The sequence below is a fragment of the Pseudomonas sp. CAU 1711 genome, from assembly GCF_039888625.1.
Classification (GTDB): Bacteria; Pseudomonadota; Gammaproteobacteria; order Pseudomonadales; family Pseudomonadaceae; genus Aquipseudomonas.
Window position 1 is genome coordinate 1 of record NZ_JBDQQT010000009.1, and the last position, 15,901, is coordinate 15,901.

At 67.5% G+C, this 15,901-nt stretch carries 19 protein-coding genes; 10 read left to right on the forward strand and 9 right to left on the reverse strand.

The window, feature by feature from the left end; all coding sequences use genetic code 11:
* Positions 1-182 precede the first annotated feature (182 nt).
* The 6 genes from AAFN46_RS11475 to AAFN46_RS11500 form a co-directional block, all read right to left on the reverse strand.
* Positions 183-722: an alpha/beta fold hydrolase gene (locus AAFN46_RS11475; RefSeq protein ID WP_347808824.1), complete on the reverse strand. Its 540-nt coding sequence runs from the start codon at positions 720-722 to the stop codon at positions 183-185.
* Positions 723-792: 70 nt separating this feature from the next.
* Positions 793-1,224 carry a hypothetical protein gene (locus AAFN46_RS11480; protein WP_347808825.1) on the reverse strand — a complete coding sequence of 144 codons (432 nt, stop codon included), beginning with the start codon at positions 1,222-1,224 and terminating at the stop codon, positions 793-795.
* Positions 1,221-1,496 (reverse strand): hypothetical protein, encoded by a 276-nt coding sequence (locus tag AAFN46_RS11485; protein WP_347808826.1) that lies wholly within the window; start codon positions 1,494-1,496, stop codon positions 1,221-1,223. The genes AAFN46_RS11480 and AAFN46_RS11485 overlap by 4 nt, the downstream gene beginning before the upstream one ends.
* Before the next feature lie 7 nt (positions 1,497-1,503).
* Positions 1,504-2,211, reverse strand: a complete 708-nt coding sequence (locus AAFN46_RS11490; RefSeq protein ID WP_347808827.1) for a DUF4349 domain-containing protein — start codon at positions 2,209-2,211, stop codon at positions 1,504-1,506.
* A gap of 101 nt (positions 2,212-2,312) precedes the next feature.
* Positions 2,313-3,971 (reverse strand): cation acetate symporter, encoded by a 1,659-nt coding sequence (locus tag AAFN46_RS11495; protein ID WP_347808828.1) that lies wholly within the window; start codon positions 3,969-3,971, stop codon positions 2,313-2,315.
* Positions 3,968-4,279, reverse strand: a complete 312-nt coding sequence (locus AAFN46_RS11500) for a DUF485 domain-containing protein (RefSeq protein ID WP_347808829.1) — start codon at positions 4,277-4,279, stop codon at positions 3,968-3,970. Before AAFN46_RS11500 ends, AAFN46_RS11495 begins: the two co-directional genes overlap by 4 nt.
* Before the next feature lie 266 nt (positions 4,280-4,545).
* Here AAFN46_RS11500 and AAFN46_RS11505 point away from each other — a divergent pair, with 266 nt between their 5' ends.
* The 6 genes from AAFN46_RS11505 to AAFN46_RS11530 all read left to right on the forward strand — a co-directional run bounded on the left by AAFN46_RS11505 (position 4,546) and on the right by AAFN46_RS11530 (position 9,253).
* Positions 4,546-4,770, forward strand: coding sequence for a DUF2061 domain-containing protein (locus AAFN46_RS11505; protein WP_347808830.1), 225 nt, complete (start codon positions 4,546-4,548; stop codon positions 4,768-4,770).
* A gap of 64 nt (positions 4,771-4,834) precedes the next feature.
* Positions 4,835-6,400, forward strand: coding sequence for a beta (1-6) glucans synthase (locus tag AAFN46_RS11510; RefSeq protein ID WP_347808831.1), 1,566 nt, complete (start codon positions 4,835-4,837; stop codon positions 6,398-6,400).
* Between the two features lie 349 nt (positions 6,401-6,749).
* The gene (locus tag AAFN46_RS11515; protein ID WP_347808832.1) at positions 6,750-7,046 is read left to right on the forward strand and encodes a DUF2282 domain-containing protein; all 297 of its coding nucleotides are present in this window, start codon (positions 6,750-6,752) and stop codon (positions 7,044-7,046) included.
* Between the two features lie 30 nt (positions 7,047-7,076).
* On the forward strand, positions 7,077-7,997 hold the full coding sequence (locus AAFN46_RS11520; protein WP_347808833.1) for a DUF692 domain-containing protein: 921 nt from the start codon (positions 7,077-7,079) through the stop codon (positions 7,995-7,997).
* Positions 7,994-8,755 carry a DNA-binding domain-containing protein gene (locus AAFN46_RS11525; RefSeq protein ID WP_347808834.1) on the forward strand — a complete coding sequence of 254 codons (762 nt, stop codon included), beginning with the start codon at positions 7,994-7,996 and terminating at the stop codon, positions 8,753-8,755. The genes AAFN46_RS11520 and AAFN46_RS11525 overlap by 4 nt, the downstream gene beginning before the upstream one ends.
* A 6-nt stretch (positions 8,756-8,761) precedes the next feature.
* Positions 8,762-9,253, forward strand: coding sequence for a DoxX family protein (locus AAFN46_RS11530; RefSeq protein WP_347808835.1), 492 nt, complete (start codon positions 8,762-8,764; stop codon positions 9,251-9,253).
* Between the two features lie 9 nt (positions 9,254-9,262).
* Here the strand turns inward: AAFN46_RS11530 and AAFN46_RS11535 are convergent, their stop codons facing one another.
* A complete protein-coding gene (locus AAFN46_RS11535) occupies positions 9,263-9,631 on the reverse strand; it encodes a hypothetical protein (RefSeq protein WP_347808836.1) in 369 nt (122 codons plus the stop codon).
* 194 nt (positions 9,632-9,825) lie between these two features.
* Here AAFN46_RS11535 and AAFN46_RS11540 point away from each other — a divergent pair, with 194 nt between their 5' ends.
* From AAFN46_RS11540 to AAFN46_RS11550, 3 genes are all read left to right on the forward strand, one after another.
* On the forward strand, positions 9,826-11,124 hold the full coding sequence (locus AAFN46_RS11540; protein WP_347808837.1) for a serine/threonine protein kinase: 1,299 nt from the start codon (positions 9,826-9,828) through the stop codon (positions 11,122-11,124).
* A gap of 22 nt (positions 11,125-11,146) precedes the next feature.
* On the forward strand, positions 11,147-11,887 hold the full coding sequence (locus AAFN46_RS11545) for a VacJ family lipoprotein (protein WP_347809020.1): 741 nt from the start codon (positions 11,147-11,149) through the stop codon (positions 11,885-11,887).
* A 92-nt stretch (positions 11,888-11,979) separates the two neighbouring features.
* A complete protein-coding gene (locus tag AAFN46_RS11550; protein WP_347808838.1) occupies positions 11,980-12,828 on the forward strand; it encodes a pirin family protein in 849 nt (282 codons plus the stop codon).
* A 3-nt stretch (positions 12,829-12,831) separates the two neighbouring features.
* On the opposite strand, the gene AAFN46_RS11555 is transcribed toward AAFN46_RS11550, so the two are convergent.
* Together AAFN46_RS11555 and AAFN46_RS11560 are read right to left on the reverse strand one after the other, a co-directional pair.
* The gene (locus tag AAFN46_RS11555) at positions 12,832-14,037 is read right to left on the reverse strand and encodes a patatin-like phospholipase family protein (protein WP_347808839.1); all 1,206 of its coding nucleotides are present in this window, start codon (positions 14,035-14,037) and stop codon (positions 12,832-12,834) included.
* A 40-nt stretch (positions 14,038-14,077) separates the two neighbouring features.
* On the reverse strand, positions 14,078-15,004 hold the full coding sequence (locus AAFN46_RS11560) for a lipid A biosynthesis lauroyl acyltransferase (protein WP_347808840.1): 927 nt from the start codon (positions 15,002-15,004) through the stop codon (positions 14,078-14,080).
* Between the two features lie 110 nt (positions 15,005-15,114).
* Between AAFN46_RS11560 and minC the strand changes: the two genes are divergently transcribed.
* On the forward strand, positions 15,115-15,846 hold the full coding sequence (gene minC, locus AAFN46_RS11565) for a septum site-determining protein MinC (protein WP_347808841.1): 732 nt from the start codon (positions 15,115-15,117) through the stop codon (positions 15,844-15,846).
* Positions 15,847-15,901: the final 55 nt, after the last annotated feature.

A 15,901-nucleotide genomic window follows, 5' to 3' on the forward strand; every position in this document is an offset into this window, starting at 1 on the left:
GGTCTGCTTGCGCTTGCCGGCGTACTCGGCATCGGCGAAGGTCATCTGCTTCATCGGGAAACTCGGGCAACGGGATCGGCGTATTTCACCAGATTCGGGAAGTCTTCTTCAGAATTTCCCTAAGTGAACAGTATTACGCCAACGCGGGGCTCTTCGTTTCTGCCACCCGCCGACTACCCGCCTCAGGCCGAGCAGGACAGCAGCGACTCCAGCAGTGCGCGGCCCTGCGGCCAGTCGCCGAGACCGCTGTCGCCGTTGATGTGGCCGCAGGGGCCGAGATTGTGCCAGCGGCTGCCCCAGCGCAGGGCGGCGGCATGGGCATGTTCCAGGCTGGAGTAGGGATCGTCGCTGCTGGCCACCACCAGGCTGGGGAAGGCCAGCGGCAGATCGGGCACCGGCACGAAGCCGCGGATGTTCAGCTCCGCCGCCGGCCCCTCGGGGTCGGGCGGCGCCACCAGCATGGCGGCGCGGATGCGCTGGCGGGTCTGCGCCGCCCAGTGCGCCACCAGCCCGCAGCCCAGGCTATGGGCGACCAGCACGGTCTGCGGGCCGCAGGCCGCCACCGCCCGCTCCAGCGTCTCGACCCACTCCGCGCACAGCGGGCTCCACCAGTCGCGCTGTTCGACCCGGCGAAAGCGCGGGTCCTGGTGCTGCCAGTGGCTCTGCCAGTGCTCGGGACCGGAGTCGCCGTAGCCGGGGATGATCAGAAAGGTCGTATCCATAGCGTTGACTACCTTGTCGAAAACCTGCGCCCACCATGCCGCAAGCACCGCACCAGCTCAAGCATGGGGCTCAACCTGCCGTGGACTGGAAGTTGAACACGCGCCAGCGCCCCACCTCATCGCGGCGCAGCTCGATGCTGATCAGGCAGGCGCCCTCGAAACGAGCGGTGATGCTGGGCATCTCCACCTCACGCCCTGACAACCAGCGACGCAGGCGATTGCCATTGGACTGCGGCGGATGCAACCGGAGCAGGGACAACGCCTCCCGCGTGCACAGCTGACGCCCGGCGACCCTGCGGAACTCGGCCAGATCGCGCCCGACCAGGCCATTGCCCTTGAGCGTCAGCGCGTAGGCCTGCTCCAACCGCCCATCCTGCAGCAGGGCGAGAAACTCACGGGCCACACCACTCGCCACGGCGTTGGCATAGGGCGCCTTGAGCCAGGCATAGCCGCCCGCCCCGGCAGCCAGCAGGACAATCAGCACGACGACCAGGCGTTTCACAGATCGGGGCCGTCGATATCGCGGAACAATCGCCCCAGCAGGCGCAGCAGCCAGAGCGCGACATTCACCGGCAGCTCCACCAGCACTTCCAGCACATCGAGCCAGCCGTAATCCAGCTTGCGACGCCGCGGCCACAGCCAGTAGGCCAGGAGAAAACACAGGGCCATGCCAAGCAGACCTGCCCATAGCGGCCCGACGGCAATACCGTGGACCAGGGCGGCGACACCGGCCAAAAAGGCCAGCACCGCCAGCAGGATGCGCAGCGGTTCCATGCTCACCTCACTCGCGAATGACGAACAGCTTGACCACCAACCACTCCGCGCCCTTGTACAGGTAGCCCAGCGGCCCATAGATGGTCGCCGGCTTGGGCGGTTCCTGCTGGCGCAGCGAGACGCGGAGGGTGGCCATCTGGACCTGGTCCTTGAGCACACGCATGCGCGCCTCCATCGAGTCGATCTCCGACTGGACGCGGTTGAGCTCGCTCTCGATCGCCAGGATGTCCTTGACGTCCCTGGCCTTGGCCAGCAGTTCGCGGAAGCGGTCGCGCAGGGCCAGGTTGTTCTTCAGCCGGGTCTCGATGTCGACGTACTGCTCGGTGACGTCCTCACCCTTGACGTGGCGCGACAGCACGCTGCCGCTGCGCTCGATATCGCCGAGGGCGTCGGCGAAGGCGTCCTTGGGCACGCGGTAGACGAAGCTCTGGCTCTGCCTGCCGTAATCGCTCTTCTCCTCCACGTAGCCGCCGAGGGCGAGCATGCGCGCGGTGAGTCGCTCGGCGGCCTTGTCGAGTTCGACCACCTCCACGGAGAAGTCGGCGCTCCACACCAGCAGACGACCGTTGCTCTTGCCCTGGCTGGGCGAATAGCCGGCGCTCACCGGTTCGGCTGCCTCGCCCGCATGCTCGCCGCCCTTGGAGGAGCAGCCCAGCAGCAGGCTCAGGCACAGTGCCAGGGCAATGGCGCCCCAGCCGGAAAAATGGCTGTTCATCCTTGCGAGTCCTCGTTCGTCCATGCGGATGGCCGGCGATCATACAGTCGCGCAGAAAAAAGGGCAGCCCGCAGGCTGCCCAGTGCACACGGAGCAATCGGTCAGTGAGCGGCGGCGCCGCTGGCGCCCAGGCCGGTCTGCGAACGCACGAACTGCGGGTAGAAGCGCGCGCGCTCGTCTGCGGCCATGGCCGACTTGTCGGTGATGGAGAAGAACCAGATGCCGACGAAGGCGACCAGGATGGAGAACAGCGCCGGGTACTCGTAGGGATAGATCGGCGCGGCGTTGCCGAGGATCTGCACCCAGATGGTCGGGCCGAGCACCATCAGCACCACGGCGGTGGTCAGGCCCAGCCAGCCGCCGATCATGGCGCCGCGAGTGGTCAGGCGCTTCCAGTACATGGAGAGGATCAGCACCGGGAAGTTGCAGCTGGCGGCGATGGAGAAGGCCAGGCCGACCATGAAGGCGATGTTCTGCTTCTCGAACAGGATGCCGAGGCCGATGGCCAGCACGCCTAGCACCAGGGTGGTGATCTTCGACACGCGCAGCTCATCCTTCTCGTTGGCCTTGCCCTTCTTGATCACGCTGGCGTACAGGTCGTGCGACACCGCCGAGGCGCCGGACAGGGTCAGGCCGGCGACCACCGCGAGGATGGTGGCGAAGGCCACGGCCGAGATGAAGCCGAGGAACAGGCTGCCGCCCACGGCATCGGCCAGGTGCACGGCCGCCATATTGTTGCCGCCGATCAGGGCGCCGGCGGCGTCCTTGAACTGCGGATTGGTGCCGACCAGCAGGATGGCGCCGAAGCCGATGATGAAGGTCAGGATGTAGAAGTAGCCGATGAAGCCGGTGGCATAGAACACCGATTTGCGTGCTTCCTTGGCATCGGAGACGGTGAAGAAGCGCATCAGGATATGCGGCAGGCCGGCGGTGCCGAACATCAGCGCCAGGCCCAGGGAGATGGCCGAGATCGGGTCCTTGACCAGGCCGCCGGGGCTCATGATCGCCTCGCCTTTCGGGTGCGCCTTGACCGCCTCGCTGAACAGGGTGCCGAAGTCGAAACCGACGTGCTTCATCACCATCAGCGCCATGAAGCTGGCGCCGGACAGCAGCAGCACGGCCTTGATGATCTGCACCCAGGTGGTGGCCAGCATGCCGCCGAACAGCACGTAGCAGACCATCAGGATGCCGACCAGCACCACCGCGACGTGGTAGTCCAGGCCGAACAGCAGCTCGATCAGCTTGCCGGCGCCGACCATCTGCGCGATCAGGTAGAAGGCCACCACCACCAGCGAGCCGCAGGCGGACAGGCTGCGGATTTCCTTCTGCCCGAGGCGGAACGAGGCGACGTCGGCGAAGGTGTACTTGCCGAGGTTGCGCAGGCGCTCGGCGATCAGGAACAGGATCACCGGCCAGCCGACCAGGAAACCGATGGAGTAGATCAGGCCGTCGTAGCCGGAGGCGAACACCAAGGCGGAGATGCCCAGGAAGGAGGCCGCCGACATGTAGTCGCCGGCGATCGCCAGGCCGTTCTGGAAGCCGGTGATACCGCCGCCGGCGGTGTAGAAGTCGGCCGCCGACTTGCTGCGCTTGGAGGCCCAGTAGGTGATGCCCAGGGTGGCGCCGACGAAGGCGACGAACATCAGGATGGCCGCGAGATTCAGCGGCTGGCGCTGCACCTCGCCCTCTATGGCGCCGGCGGCCCACAGGGCCGGCGCGGCGGCCAGCAGAGCGACGGCGGTGAGAATGCGGGCGATCATTGCTGCACCTCGGCCAGGATCTCCTGGTTCATGCGGTCGAACTCGCCGTTGGCGCGCTTGACGTAGATGCCGGTCAGCACGAAGGCGGAGAGGATCAGGCCGACGCCCAGCGGAATGCCCAGGGTCATCGGCGAGTCGTCGCTGATGCGGGTGCCGAGTACCTGCGGCTCGAAGGCGATCAGCAGGATGAAGGCCACGTAGAGGCCGAGCATGATGGCGGAGAGTATCCAGGCGAAGCGATCGCGCTTGGCGACCAGCTCCTTGAAGCGCGGGCTCTGTTCGATCCGCTTGTAGACGTTGTCGTTCATTGTTGTCCTCCCTCGGCGAGCATCGCCGGTGAGGCCACTGTAGGGCGCGCCAGGCCGCGAGACAGACGACCTTAGTCGTAACCGGGCGGGCTTCTCGACCAAAGTATTAGGGCCTGCGCAGCGGAAAACGCAGGTCAAGACTATGAGAATTTGAATATCGATTAGGCATAACTATCCAAGGCATATCCATAGACGATTTCACCGCGGCAGAACGGCCGACTAACCTGCACCTCAATAAAGAACGGCTCTCATTAACGAGGTGCAGCGTGCTCAAGACAGTGACCTTCACCCTTATGCACTTCTGCATTGCCTTCTCCGTGGCCTACGCCCTGACCGGCAGCGTCACGGTGGGCGGCCTGGTGGCGGCGGTGAAGCCGCTGTGCAACTCGGTCGGCTTCTACTTTCACGAGAGGCTGTGGAGCCGAATCGAGGACGGCGAGGCGAAACGCGCCGCCATCCCCAGGCACGCCTGGCTGCACCAGCACGCCTGAGCTGGGCGCCGCCGCGGGGCTCGGCTAAGATGCGCCGCTTTGCCGCCAGCCAGTCGCCGCCGCCATGACCCACAGCCCCAGAGCCTCTCTCGCCGCTTACTGCCTCGCCCTGCTCGCCGCCCTCGCGGCGCTGGCGGCCGCCTGGTACTGGGTCGGTCGGCCGCTGCCCCTGGCCGATGCCGCCACCCCTACGCACAAGCTGCAGTGCGCCTCCTACACGCCGTTCGCCAAGGATCAGTCGCCCTTCCAGCAACCCTTCGTGCTGCGCCCGGAGCGGGTCGAGGCCGACCTGGCGCTGCTCGCCCAGCGCTTCCGCTGCATCCGCACCTATTCGCAGAGCGGCCTGGAGGCCCTGCCCGAACTGGCGCGCAAGCATGGTCTGAAGATGTTGGCCGGCGCCTGGATCGGCGCCGATACGGCGAACAACGAACGGGAAGTGGCCGCGCTGATCGCCGCGGCCAAGGCCTATCCGGACGTGATCGAGGCCGCGATAGTCGGCAACGAGGTGCTGCTGCGCAAGGAGGCCACCGCGGCGCAGCTGGTGGCGCTGATCGAGCGGGTCAAGGCCGAGATTGAGCAGCCGGTGACCTATGCCGATGTCTGGGAGTTCTGGATCAAGCACCCGGAAATGGCCCCGGCGGTGGATTTCCTCACCCTCCACCTGCTGCCCTACTGGGAAGACGAGCCGAGCGGCATCGACGCCGCGCTGGCCCAGGTGGCCAACGTGCGCCGCGCCTTCGCCAGCGCCTACGCGCCCAAGGACATCCTGATCGGCGAGACCGGCTGGCCCAGCGAAGGCCGCCAGCGCGAGACGGCGCTGCCGAGCCGGGTCAACCAGGCGCTGTTCATCCGCGGCTTCGTCAGGCTGGCCGAGGACAATGGCTGGCGCTACAACCTGATCGAGGCCTTCGACCAACCCTGGAAGCGCGACAGCGAGGGCGCGGTGGGTGGCTACTGGGGCCTGTTCGATGCAGCGCGTCAGGACAAGGGGATACTCGCCGGGCCGGTGTCCAATCTGCCGCACTGGCCGCTGTGGCTGGGCGCCAGCGGCCTGCTGCTGCTCGCCGCCCTGGTTCTCGCCGGGCGCCCGGCCTCGACCCGCGCTGCCCTGCTGCTGCCACCGAGCGCCGCCCTGGGCGCCGCCTGCATCCTCGGCTGGAGCGAGCTGGCGCTGATCACCAGCCGCGGCTGGGGCGAATGGCTGTGGGCCACCGCCCTGCTCGGCCTCAACCTGCTGGTGCTGGCCCACGCCGTTCTGGCCCTGGGCGCCCGCCCGGGCTGGCGCGGGCGCGCCTTCGCCTGGCTGGACAGGCGTGGCGGCTGGTGGCTGGCGGCGGCCGGCTTCGCCGCTGCGGTGCTGATGCTGGCGCTGGTGTTCGACGCCCGCTACCGCAGCTTCCCCAGTCTGGCTCTGCTGCTGCCGGCGCTGGTCTACCTGTGCCGCCCGGTGTGCGGCCCACGCCGCGAGATCGCCCTGCTCGCCGCCCTCATCGGCGCCGGCATCGCCCCGCAGCTATACCAGGAAGGCCCGCACAACCTGCAGGCCATCGGCTGGGCGCTGACCTGCACCCTGCTGGTCGCCGCCCTGTGGCGCAGCCTGCGCACGCCCCCGGCGCCTCAATCGGCCTGATATCGAAGGGTGCGCAGCAGGCTGCTGACGGCCTGCCGGGCAGCGCTTGCGTAACGCAGCCGACGCTATTCGCCCACGCCCCGGGCGGCGCTCCCGAGTGCTCGCCTGGGCTTGTCCCCTTCTTGCCAACAAGGGCGGTCCATCGCGCCGAGCCCCTGCGCTGCGCTCGGCCGCTGGCGCTCGCCGCCTCGGCGTGCGGCTTTCTGACCTAACCTGAAGTCGTTCGAGCCGCGCTTTTTTGCAGTGCGGCTGTAACAAGTCGCCGTCTGCTTTCTCTATGTGGTGTAGGGCTGATAACCAGCACCTCGCCCTAACCCAACCCTCATGCAACGCTGCAAGGATTCGACCCATGAAAAGCACAACAACCGCTGCATCGCTGGCCCTGGCGCTGAGCACCGCACTGACCATCGCCGCTGCGCCGACAACCGTACAGGCAGCCGATCAGGAGAAATGCTTCGGCGTCGCCCTCAAAGGCAAGAACGACTGCAAGGCCGGCCCCGGCACCTCGTGCGCAGGCACTTCGAAGACCGACTACCAAGGCGATGCCTGGACCCTGGTACCCAATGGCACCTGCGAGAAGACTCCGTCGCCGACCTCGCCGACCGGCTTTGGCCAACCCCAGGAGTTCGAGGAGAAAGGCGCCTGACTAGCCAGTGAACCTTCGCGGAGCGATCTCATGCTTCAACCTCCTGGCAATACCGCGTGCAGGGCAGGCGCCTCGAGCGGGGCGCCTGCCGCGCTGCCCAACCGCGCCGGTATCGGTTTGAAGCCCGAGCACCTCCGCGAAATCCTCGCGCAACCACCGGCGCTGGGCTTCTTCGAAGTCCACGCCGAGAACTACATGGTCGCCGGTGGTCCGGCCCACCACTACCTGGAGAGAGTCCGCGAGCGCTACCCGCTCTCCGTGCATGGCGTCGGCCTGTCGATCGGCGGCCGGGAGCCACTGGACGAGGCGCATCTGGACAGGCTCGCACGGGTGCTGGAGCGCTACCAGCCGCAGTCCTTCTCCGAGCACCTGGCCTGGTCCAGCCATGGCGGCAACTTCCTCAACGATCTGTTACCGCTGCCCTACAACGCACTGAGCCTGGGGCATGTCTGTGCACATATCGACCATGTGCAGGAGCGTCTGGGCCGGCGCATGCTGCTGGAGAACCCGGCCACCTATGTCGAGTTCGCGGCGTCGAGCATGGCCGAGAACGAATTTATCCACGAAGTCGTACGCCGCACCGGCTGCGGCTTGCTGCTGGACGTCAACAATGTGCACGTGACTTGCGTCAACCACGGCATCAACGCCCATGAATACCTGGCGGGGCTGCCCCTGCAGGCGGTCGGCGAAATCCACTTGGCGGGCTTCGCCGAAGAGCTGGACAGCCGAGGCGCACCCTTGCTGATCGATAGTCATGGTGCCCCGGTGGCGCCGGATGTGTGGGCGCTTTATGAATTCGCGCTGGGCCTGACGGGCCCCAGGCCAACCCTGATCGAGCGCGACAACGACATCCCCGCACTCACGGTTCTCCTGGCCGAGGCCAGCCAGGCCCAAACCATGCTGGAGCGCACCGCTGCGGCCATGCCCGCGCGGCGCAGAGAACTCGTATGACCGCCCATGAGCAGTTCGCCCAATGCCTGTTGCAGGACTCACCTACCTGTCCATCGGGCCTGCGCAGCTGGAACGGCTCCGACCCCGCTCAGCGCTTCGCCATCTACCGCAACAACGTCGTTTCCTCGCTGATCGACGCCCTGGCCGACACCTATCCGGTGACCCAGGCCATGGTCGGCGAAGCCTTCTTCCGCGCCATGGCCCGCCTGTTCGTGCGCGCGCAACCGCCCCGCTCTCCGGTGCTCGCGCTGTATGGCGACGGCTTTGCGGACTTCATCGAAGGCTTCGCACCGGCCGCCCGCCTGCCCTATCTGGCCGACCTCGCGCGCCTGGAAATGCTGTACCTGGAGTCCTACCACGCGGCCGACGCGACTGCGCTGGCGCTGGACGAACTGGCGGCCTTGCTCGGTGACAGCGAGGCCCTGGCACAGGTGCGCTTCGAGCTGCACCCGGCCCTGCAGCTGCTGCGCTCGCCCCATGCGGTGGTCTCGCTGTGGAGCGCCCACCAGGGCCCGGATGTGACCGAAAGGCTGAGTTCGATCGACCTTACCCGCGGCGAGGCGGCCTTGCTGATGCGCCGGGAGCTGGCAGTAGAGATCATGCCGATCGAACGCGGGGCGGCCGAATTCATCGACAACCTGCGCCGCAGAGCAACTTTCGCCAGCGCCGCCGACACGGCCGAGCCTTTCGACCTGAGCGCCGCCTTGGAACTGCTGCTGCGCTGCGGCGCCATTATCCGCTTCACTACCCAGGAGTAATCCACGATGCCTGCCGCCCGCCCGATACAGCTGTTCAATGGACTCATCGCTCTTTTCGAGCAAGTGCCCTACGGGTTGATCGCCTTGCTCGGACGCTTCTCCATTGCGGCGATCTTCTGGAAGTCGGGCCAGACCAAGGTGCAGGGCTTCGCCCTGGACATCGTCTCCGGGGAGTTTCAGTTCGGTCTGCCGCAGCTGTCCAACTCGGCGGTGTTCCTGTTTCAGGAGGAGTACCGCTTACCGCTGATCGCGCCGGAGCCCGCAGCCCTGCTGGCGGCCATCGCCGAGCACCTGTTCCCGGCGCTGATTCTGCTCGGCCTGGCCACGCGCCTGTCCGCCCTGGCGCTGCTGGTCATGACGCTGACCATCCAGCTGCTGGTCTATCCGGATGCCTACCCGACCCACGGCGTCTGGGCCACGGTGCTCCTACTGCTGCTGGCGAAGGGCCCCGGTGCGGTGTCGCTGGATCACCTGATCGCACGCAGATTCAAGCGATAGCGCTAACGCTCAGGCCGGGCGCGGCGCACGCACCAGGCGCAGCCCGGCCAGCACCAGGGCGAATACCGCCAGGCTGGCGCCGTACAGCACCAGCGCCGCAATGCCCAGCAGCAGCCCCAGGCCGGCCAGCACGCGACCGGACCTGGCGGGCAGCAGGAAGCCGGCCACGGCCAGGGCCAGCGCGCCCCAGGCGAGCACTCGCAAGTGGATCAGATAGCCCAGGCCGGCGCGCGCCTGGCATTCCCAGCGTGCCGCCTGCTCGGCGCACAGGCCCACCCACTGGCCATCCTCCATCAGGGCGAAACGCAGGCCGTAGCAGGCCGCCAGCCACAGCGGCAGAAGCAGCAACAGCAGCAATAGGGAGGTTCGCTGGGGCATTCTCGGGCTCCGCGGATCGAAAAGGCGCCCAGCTTAATTGGCGCGCGCCCGAGCACAAGAGCGCGGCAGCGGATTTTTTGCGTGCCCGTGCGGCGGCCGGCGACTCCGCCGAACCGCGCCTGCGAACTGCGGCGCGCTTGCGCTTGTCAGAGCGTCGCTATTTACTCCCCGCAGTCCGTCATAGGGATCCGTCCATGCCCCGCTCCCGCCCTATCGCCAGCCTGTTCGCCGGCCTGCTGCTCGCCACCCAGGCCGGCGCCGCCGACATCGATGCCGCCAGCTACGGTTTCCCGCTGGCCAACCCCTTCGAGGCGACCATCGCCGGCACGCCACCGGAACTGCGTCCGCAGTTGCCCGCCGACGAGGATATCGACCAGGCCGACTACGAGCTCAAGCTGCGCCCGGAGCGCGAGTTCGAGCTGCCGGCGAACTTCTGGCCGGTCACCAAGCTGCGCTATCGCCTGGCCCGCCAGGACGGCCGGGCGCCGCTGATCTTCATCATCGCCGGCACCGGCGCTCACTACTCCAGCGGCAAGACCGAGGAGCTCAAGCGCCTGTTCTACGGCGCCGGCTACCACGTGGTGCAGCTGTCCTCGCCAACCAGCTACGACTTCATGAGCGCCGCCTCGCGCACCGCCACGCCGGGCGTGTCCAGGGACGACGCCGAGGACTTGTACCGGGTGATGATGGCCGTGCGCGCCCAGCATCCCGGGCTCGAGGTCAGCGACTATCACCTCACCGGCTACAGCCTGGGCGGGCTGCACGCCGCCTTCGTCAGCGAGCTGGACGAGCGCCTGCGCAGCTTCAACTTCAAGCGCGTACTGCTGCTCAACCCGCCGGTCAACCTGTACACCTCGGTGAGCAACCTGGACCGCCTGGTGCAGACCCGGGTCGCGGGCATCGACGACCACACCACCTACTTCGAGCTGGTGCTGGCCAAGCTGACCCGCTACTTCGAGGAGCAGGGCCGCATCGACATGAACGAGGCGATGCTCTACGACTTTCAGCGCTCCGAGCAGAAACTCAGCGACGAACAGCTGGCCATGCTGATCGGCAGCTCGTTCCGCTTCTCCGTGGCGGACATGGCCTTCACCGCCGACCTGATCAACCGCCGCGGCCTGATCACCCCGCCCAGCTATCCGATCGGCGAGGGCACCAGCCTCACGCCCTTCTTCAAGCGCGCCCTGCAGTGCGACTTCGACTGCTACATAGTCGAGCAACTGGTGCCCTACTGGCGCGGCAAGCACGACGGCGGCAGCCTGCCGCAACTGATCGACCAGGTCAGCCTCTATGCCCTGGCGGATTATCTGAAGGGCAGCAGCAAGGTGGCGGTGATGCACAACGCCGACGACCTGATCCTCGGCCCCGGCGACATCGGCTTCCTGCGCCGCACCTTCGGCGAACGCCTGACCCTGTACCCGCGCGGCGGGCACTGCGGCAACCTCAACTACCGCGTCAACAGCGACGCCATGCTGGAGTTCTTCCGTGGTTAGAAAATGGACGCTCTCGCTCGCCCTGTCGCTCGCCGCCGGCCTGGCCCAGGCCGATACCGCCGCGGAAGACGACGGCTTCACCCGACCGCTGGAACGGCTGCAGTTCAACCCGCACCTGGATCAGCGCGAGTTCGAGCGCTCGACCCTCAGTGCCCTGCAGGTCTACGACCCCTGGGAGTCGTGGAACCGCCGCGTCTACCACTTCAACTACCGCTTCGACGAGTGGGTATTCCTGCCGGTGGTGCGCGGCTACCGCTACGTCACCCCGAGCCTGGTACGCAGCGGCGTGAGCAACTTCTTCGGCAACCTGGGCGACGTGCCCAACCTGCTCAACAGCCTGCTGCAGTTCAAGGGCAAGCGCTCGCTGCAGACCACCGGCCGCCTGCTGCTCAACACCACCATCGGCATCGCCGGCCTGTGGGACCCGGCCAGCCGCATGGGCCTGCCCAAGCAGGGCGAGGACTTCGGCCAGACCCTGGGCTTCTACGGCGTGCCGGACGGCCCCTATGTGGTGCTGCCGCTGCTCGGCCCCTCCAATCTGCGCGACACCGGCGGCAAGGTGTTCGATTTCGCCGCCGAGAGCCAGATCAACTACCTGAATGTCGCCGAGACCAGCAGCGAACATCCGGAAATCACCGCCCTGCGCCTGGTGGACCTGCGCCACAGCACTCCGCTGCGCTACGGCCAGACCAACAGCCCCTTCGAGTACGAGAAGGTACGCTACCTGTACCGCGAGGCGCGCAAGCTGCAGATCGCCGAATAATCGATAAAGTCGATCGATTACACATAAATGTTGCGACCATCGATTAAATTTACAGGAATAACATGGACACATTCCCACTACGGAGGTGCCCCATGACCCAGTTCCGCCAAGTGATCGACCAGCATATCGGCCAGCGTGCCTCGGACGGCGCCGGCGTACGCCTGACCCGGGTGTTCGGCGGCGCCGGCCTCGAGCGCTTCGATCCCTTCCTGATGCTCGACGAGTTCGGCTCGGACGACCCGGACGACTACATCGCCGGCTTCCCGCCGCACCCGCACCGCGGCTTCGAGACCATCACCTACATGCTCGAAGGGCGCATGCGCCATGAGGACCATCTGGGCAACGTCGGCCTGCTGCAGAGCGGCGGCGTGCAGTGGATGACCGCCGCGCGCGGCATCATCCACAGCGAGATGCCGGAGCAGGAACAAGGCGTGATGCGCGGCTTCCAGCTGTGGCTCAACCTGCCGGCCAAGGACAAGCTGGGCGAGGCCGGCTACCGCGACTACGACGCTGGGGAGATTCCGCGCCTGACCAGCACCGGCGGCGTTTCGGTGGCGGTGATCGCCGGGCGCTTCGACGACGGCAAGCATCAGCAGGACGGCGCCGTGCAGCGCCCGCACACCGCGCCACAGCTGTTCGACCTGCAGTTGCCGGCCGGCGGCCATATCGCCCCGCGCCTGGCCGATGGCCTGCGGGTGCTGCTGTATGTCTACGAGGGCGAGCTGACGGTCAACGGCCACAGCATCGGCAAGGGCCGCCTGGCGCGCCTGTCGGAGGCCGGCGCCATCGAACTGGGTAGCGCCGCCGGCGCGCGCGTGCTGCTGATCGCCGGCACGCCACTGCGCGAGCCGATCGTGCAGCACGGCCCCTTCGTGATGAACAGCCGCGAGGAGATCGAGCAGGCCCTGCGCGATCTGCGCGACGATCGCCTGACCGCCTGAGCCTCAGCGCGTCGACAGCACCGGTCTTTCCTCGACCGCGCCTGCGGCATGGCCGAGGAAGCGGCAGAGGGCGCCCTTCTGCGCCATGGCGTCCTGGTAGCCCAGCTCGATCAGCTCGTTGCAGTAACCCGGTTCGAACAGCAGGTAGCTGAGCACCCCGGCGCCGCTGGCGCGGGTGGCCCCCGGGCCGCGCAGGAAGAAGCGCATGGCCTTGGGCAGTTCGTGGCGATGGCGAGCGGCGATCTGTTCCAGCGGCTGGCTGGGGGCGATCACCAGTACGTCCACCGGCTTCAGGCCGAGGCCGCGCGGATGCAGCCCCGAGGGTACGAGACTGCTCATATGGTTGAGCCGCTCGAGCAGTTCGATATCGCTCTCCAGGCTGTCGATGAAGGTGCTGTTGAGCATGTGCCCACCGATCTGCGCCAGGGTCGGCGGCAGGCCGCTGCGCGGGCGCACCACCCGCTCGTTGGCCTGTTTGCCCAGCGGGTTGCCGCTGACCCCCACCACCAGCACACGACTGGCGCCCAGGTGCAGGGCCGGGCTGATCGGCGCCGGCTGGCGCACGGCGCCGTCGCCGAAGTATTCGCGATTGACCTTGACCGGCGGGAAGATCAGTGGAATGGCCGCACTGGCCAGCAGGTGTTCCAGGCCCAGGCGGGTCGGCACGCCGACCCGGCGATGGCGGAACCAGGGGTCGATGGTGGCGCGGCCCTGGTAGAAAGTCACCGCCTGGCCGCTCTCGTAACCGAAGGCGGTCACCGCCACCGCGCGCAGCTGGCGCGCGCGCACCGCAGCGGCGATGCCGGAGAAGTCCAGCTCGCGCGCCAGCAGATCGCTCAGCGGCGAGCTGTCGAGCAGCGCCACCGGCAGGTCCTTGCCGAGCCCGAGCAGGCTGTGGCCGAGGAAGCGACTGGCCTGGCGCAGCACGCCGGGCCAGTCGCTGCGGAACACGTCCTGGCAGTGGAAGCCCTGCCACACCTGGGTCAGACGCTGCACCGCGCGAGTGAAATGCAGGGCGCCGCAGGCCAGGCCGACGGCGTTGATGGCACCGGCCGAGGTGCCGACTATGACCGGAAAGGGATTGCGCGAATCGCCGCCGAGCAGATCGGCGATGGCCGCCAGCACGCCCACCTGATAGGCCGCCCGCGCCCCGCCGCCGGAGAGGATCAGCCCGGTGGTAGGCCTGCTGGCTTCTACTGCATCGCTCATGGGGGCGGCTTCCGCGGCGCTTTGTTCGAGTATAGGCGGGCTACTTGCGGTACAACCTGGGCTCGCCCTCGGGGCGGGTCTTGAAGCGCCGGTGCGCCCACAGGTACTGCTCGGGGTGCTGGCTCACCGCCTGCTCGATCCATTGGTTGATGCGCAGGCAGTCGGCCTCCTCGCTGGCGCCGGGGAAGTCTTCCAGCGGCGGGTGGATCACCAGGCGATAGCCGCTACCGTCGGCCAGGCGCTCCTGGGTGAAGGGCACCACGCGGGCCTTGCCCAGGCGGGCGAACTTGCTGGTGGCGGTGACGGTAGCGGCGCTGATGCCGAACAGCGGCACGAAGAGGCTCTGCTTGGGGCCGTAGTCCTGGTCCGGCGCGTACCAGATGGCGCGGCCGGCGCGCAGCACCTTGAGCATGGCGCGGATGTCCTCGCGCTCGATGGCGCTGGCGTCCCGGTTGTGCCGCTCGCGGCCGCGGCGCTGGATGAAGTCGAACAGCGGATTCTTGTGCTCGCGGTACATGCCGTCGATGGTCTGCACCTGGCCGAGCAGCGCCGCGCCGATCTCCAGGGTGGTGAAGTGCAGGGCCATGAGGATCGCCCCCTGCCCTTCGGCCTGCACCTGGCGCAGGTGCTCCAGGCCCTCGACATGCGCCAGCCTGGCCAGGCGCGCCCGCGGCCACCACCAGCTCATGGCCATCTCGAAGAAGGCGATGCCGGTGGAGGCGAAGTTCTCCTTCAGCAGGCGTTCGCGTTCACCTGCGCTCAAATGAGGGAAGCACAGTTCCAGATTGCGCCTGGCAATGGCCCGCCGCGAGCGGGCCGCCCGGTACATCAAGGCGCCCAGCGCCCGCCCCAGCACCAGCAGTGCGCGGTACGGCAGCTGCACCACCAGCCACAGCAGCCCCAGGCCCAGCCACAGCGGCCAGAAACGCGGGTGAAGGAAAGAGGCGCGAAATTGCGGGCGGTCCATGAATGTTTCCGGGCGGCGAGAAAGCCGGGCATTTTACAGAAGTCCGCTCGGCTTGCGGCGCTGCGGCCTTCTCGTTATAAGTCGTGCCCATTCAATGCAGTGGGCAGACCATGAGCCAAGCCGACCTCCTCGACCAAGACCCCGTGTTCCAGCTCAAGGGCAGCATGCTCGCCATCACCGTGCTGGAGCTGGCGCACAACGACCTGGAGCGCCTGGACCGGCAACTGGCCGAGAAGGTCGCCCAGGCCCCCAACTTCTTCCAGAACATCCCCCTGGTGCTGGCCCTGGACAAGCTGCCGGACGGCGAAGGCGAGCTCGACCTGAGCAGGCTGATGGAAGTCTGCCGCGCCCACGGCCTGCGCACCCTGGCCATCCGCGCCGTGCGCGAGGACGACATCGCCGCCGCCGAAGCGCACGACATCCCGGTGCTGCCGCCCTCCGGCGCGCGGGAGAAGCTGGTCGAGCCGGTGGAGGCGCGCAAGAAGGAAGAGAAACCGGCCGAGCCGCAGTACAGGCCGACCAGGATCATCACCAGCCCGGTGCGCGGCGGCCAGCAGATCTACGCCCAGGGCGGCGACCTGGTGGTGCTGGCGCCGGTCAGCGCCGGCGCGGAACTGCTCGCCGACGGCAACATCCATGTGTACGGCCCGCTGCGCGGGCGCGCCCTGGCCGGGGTCAAGGGCGACGCCCGGGCGCGTATCTTCTGCCAGCAGATGGGCGCCGAGATGCTCTCCGTGGCCGGCCAGTACAAGACCGCCGAAGAGTTGCGCCGCGATCCTTTATGGGGCCAGTCGGTGCAGGTCAGCCTGTCGGGTGACGTGTTGAACATCACCCGCCTTTAACGGATACTGCGGCCCAATTTCAGGGAGCAAAAGGGGCATTCGGAAGCCAGTTTAC

Excerpts from the sequence above, each read along its gene's own strand:
- AAFN46_RS11550 (WP_347808838.1), top strand. The coding sequence starts at position 11,980 with ATGACCCAGTTCCGCCAAGTGATCGACCAGCATATCGGCCAGCGTGCC.
- AAFN46_RS11495 (WP_347808828.1), bottom strand. The coding sequence starts at position 3,971 with ATGATCGCCCGCATTCTCACCGCCGTCGCTCTGCTGGCCGCCGCGCCG.
- AAFN46_RS11510 (WP_347808831.1), top strand. The coding sequence starts at position 4,835 with ATGACCCACAGCCCCAGAGCCTCTCTCGCCGCTTACTGCCTCGCCCTG.
- AAFN46_RS11475 (WP_347808824.1), bottom strand. The coding sequence starts at position 722 with ATGGATACGACCTTTCTGATCATCCCCGGCTACGGCGACTCCGGTCCC.
- AAFN46_RS11530 (WP_347808835.1), top strand. The coding sequence starts at position 8,762 with ATGCCTGCCGCCCGCCCGATACAGCTGTTCAATGGACTCATCGCTCTT.
- AAFN46_RS11555 (WP_347808839.1), bottom strand. The coding sequence starts at position 14,037 with ATGAGCGATGCAGTAGAAGCCAGCAGGCCTACCACCGGGCTGATCCTC.
- AAFN46_RS11500 (WP_347808829.1), bottom strand. The coding sequence starts at position 4,279 with ATGAACGACAACGTCTACAAGCGGATCGAACAGAGCCCGCGCTTCAAG.
- AAFN46_RS11525 (WP_347808834.1), top strand. The coding sequence starts at position 7,994 with ATGACCGCCCATGAGCAGTTCGCCCAATGCCTGTTGCAGGACTCACCT.
- AAFN46_RS11540 (WP_347808837.1), top strand. The coding sequence starts at position 9,826 with ATGCCCCGCTCCCGCCCTATCGCCAGCCTGTTCGCCGGCCTGCTGCTC.
- AAFN46_RS11485 (WP_347808826.1), bottom strand. The coding sequence starts at position 1,496 with ATGGAACCGCTGCGCATCCTGCTGGCGGTGCTGGCCTTTTTGGCCGGT.
- minC (WP_347808841.1), top strand. The coding sequence starts at position 15,115 with ATGAGCCAAGCCGACCTCCTCGACCAAGACCCCGTGTTCCAGCTCAAG.
- AAFN46_RS11520 (WP_347808833.1), top strand. The coding sequence starts at position 7,077 with ATGCTTCAACCTCCTGGCAATACCGCGTGCAGGGCAGGCGCCTCGAGC.
- AAFN46_RS11490 (WP_347808827.1), bottom strand. The coding sequence starts at position 2,211 with ATGAACAGCCATTTTTCCGGCTGGGGCGCCATTGCCCTGGCACTGTGC.
- AAFN46_RS11535 (WP_347808836.1), bottom strand. The coding sequence starts at position 9,631 with ATGCCCCAGCGAACCTCCCTATTGCTGCTGTTGCTGCTTCTGCCGCTG.
- AAFN46_RS11515 (WP_347808832.1), top strand. The coding sequence starts at position 6,750 with ATGAAAAGCACAACAACCGCTGCATCGCTGGCCCTGGCGCTGAGCACC.
- AAFN46_RS11560 (WP_347808840.1), bottom strand. The coding sequence starts at position 15,004 with ATGGACCGCCCGCAATTTCGCGCCTCTTTCCTTCACCCGCGTTTCTGG.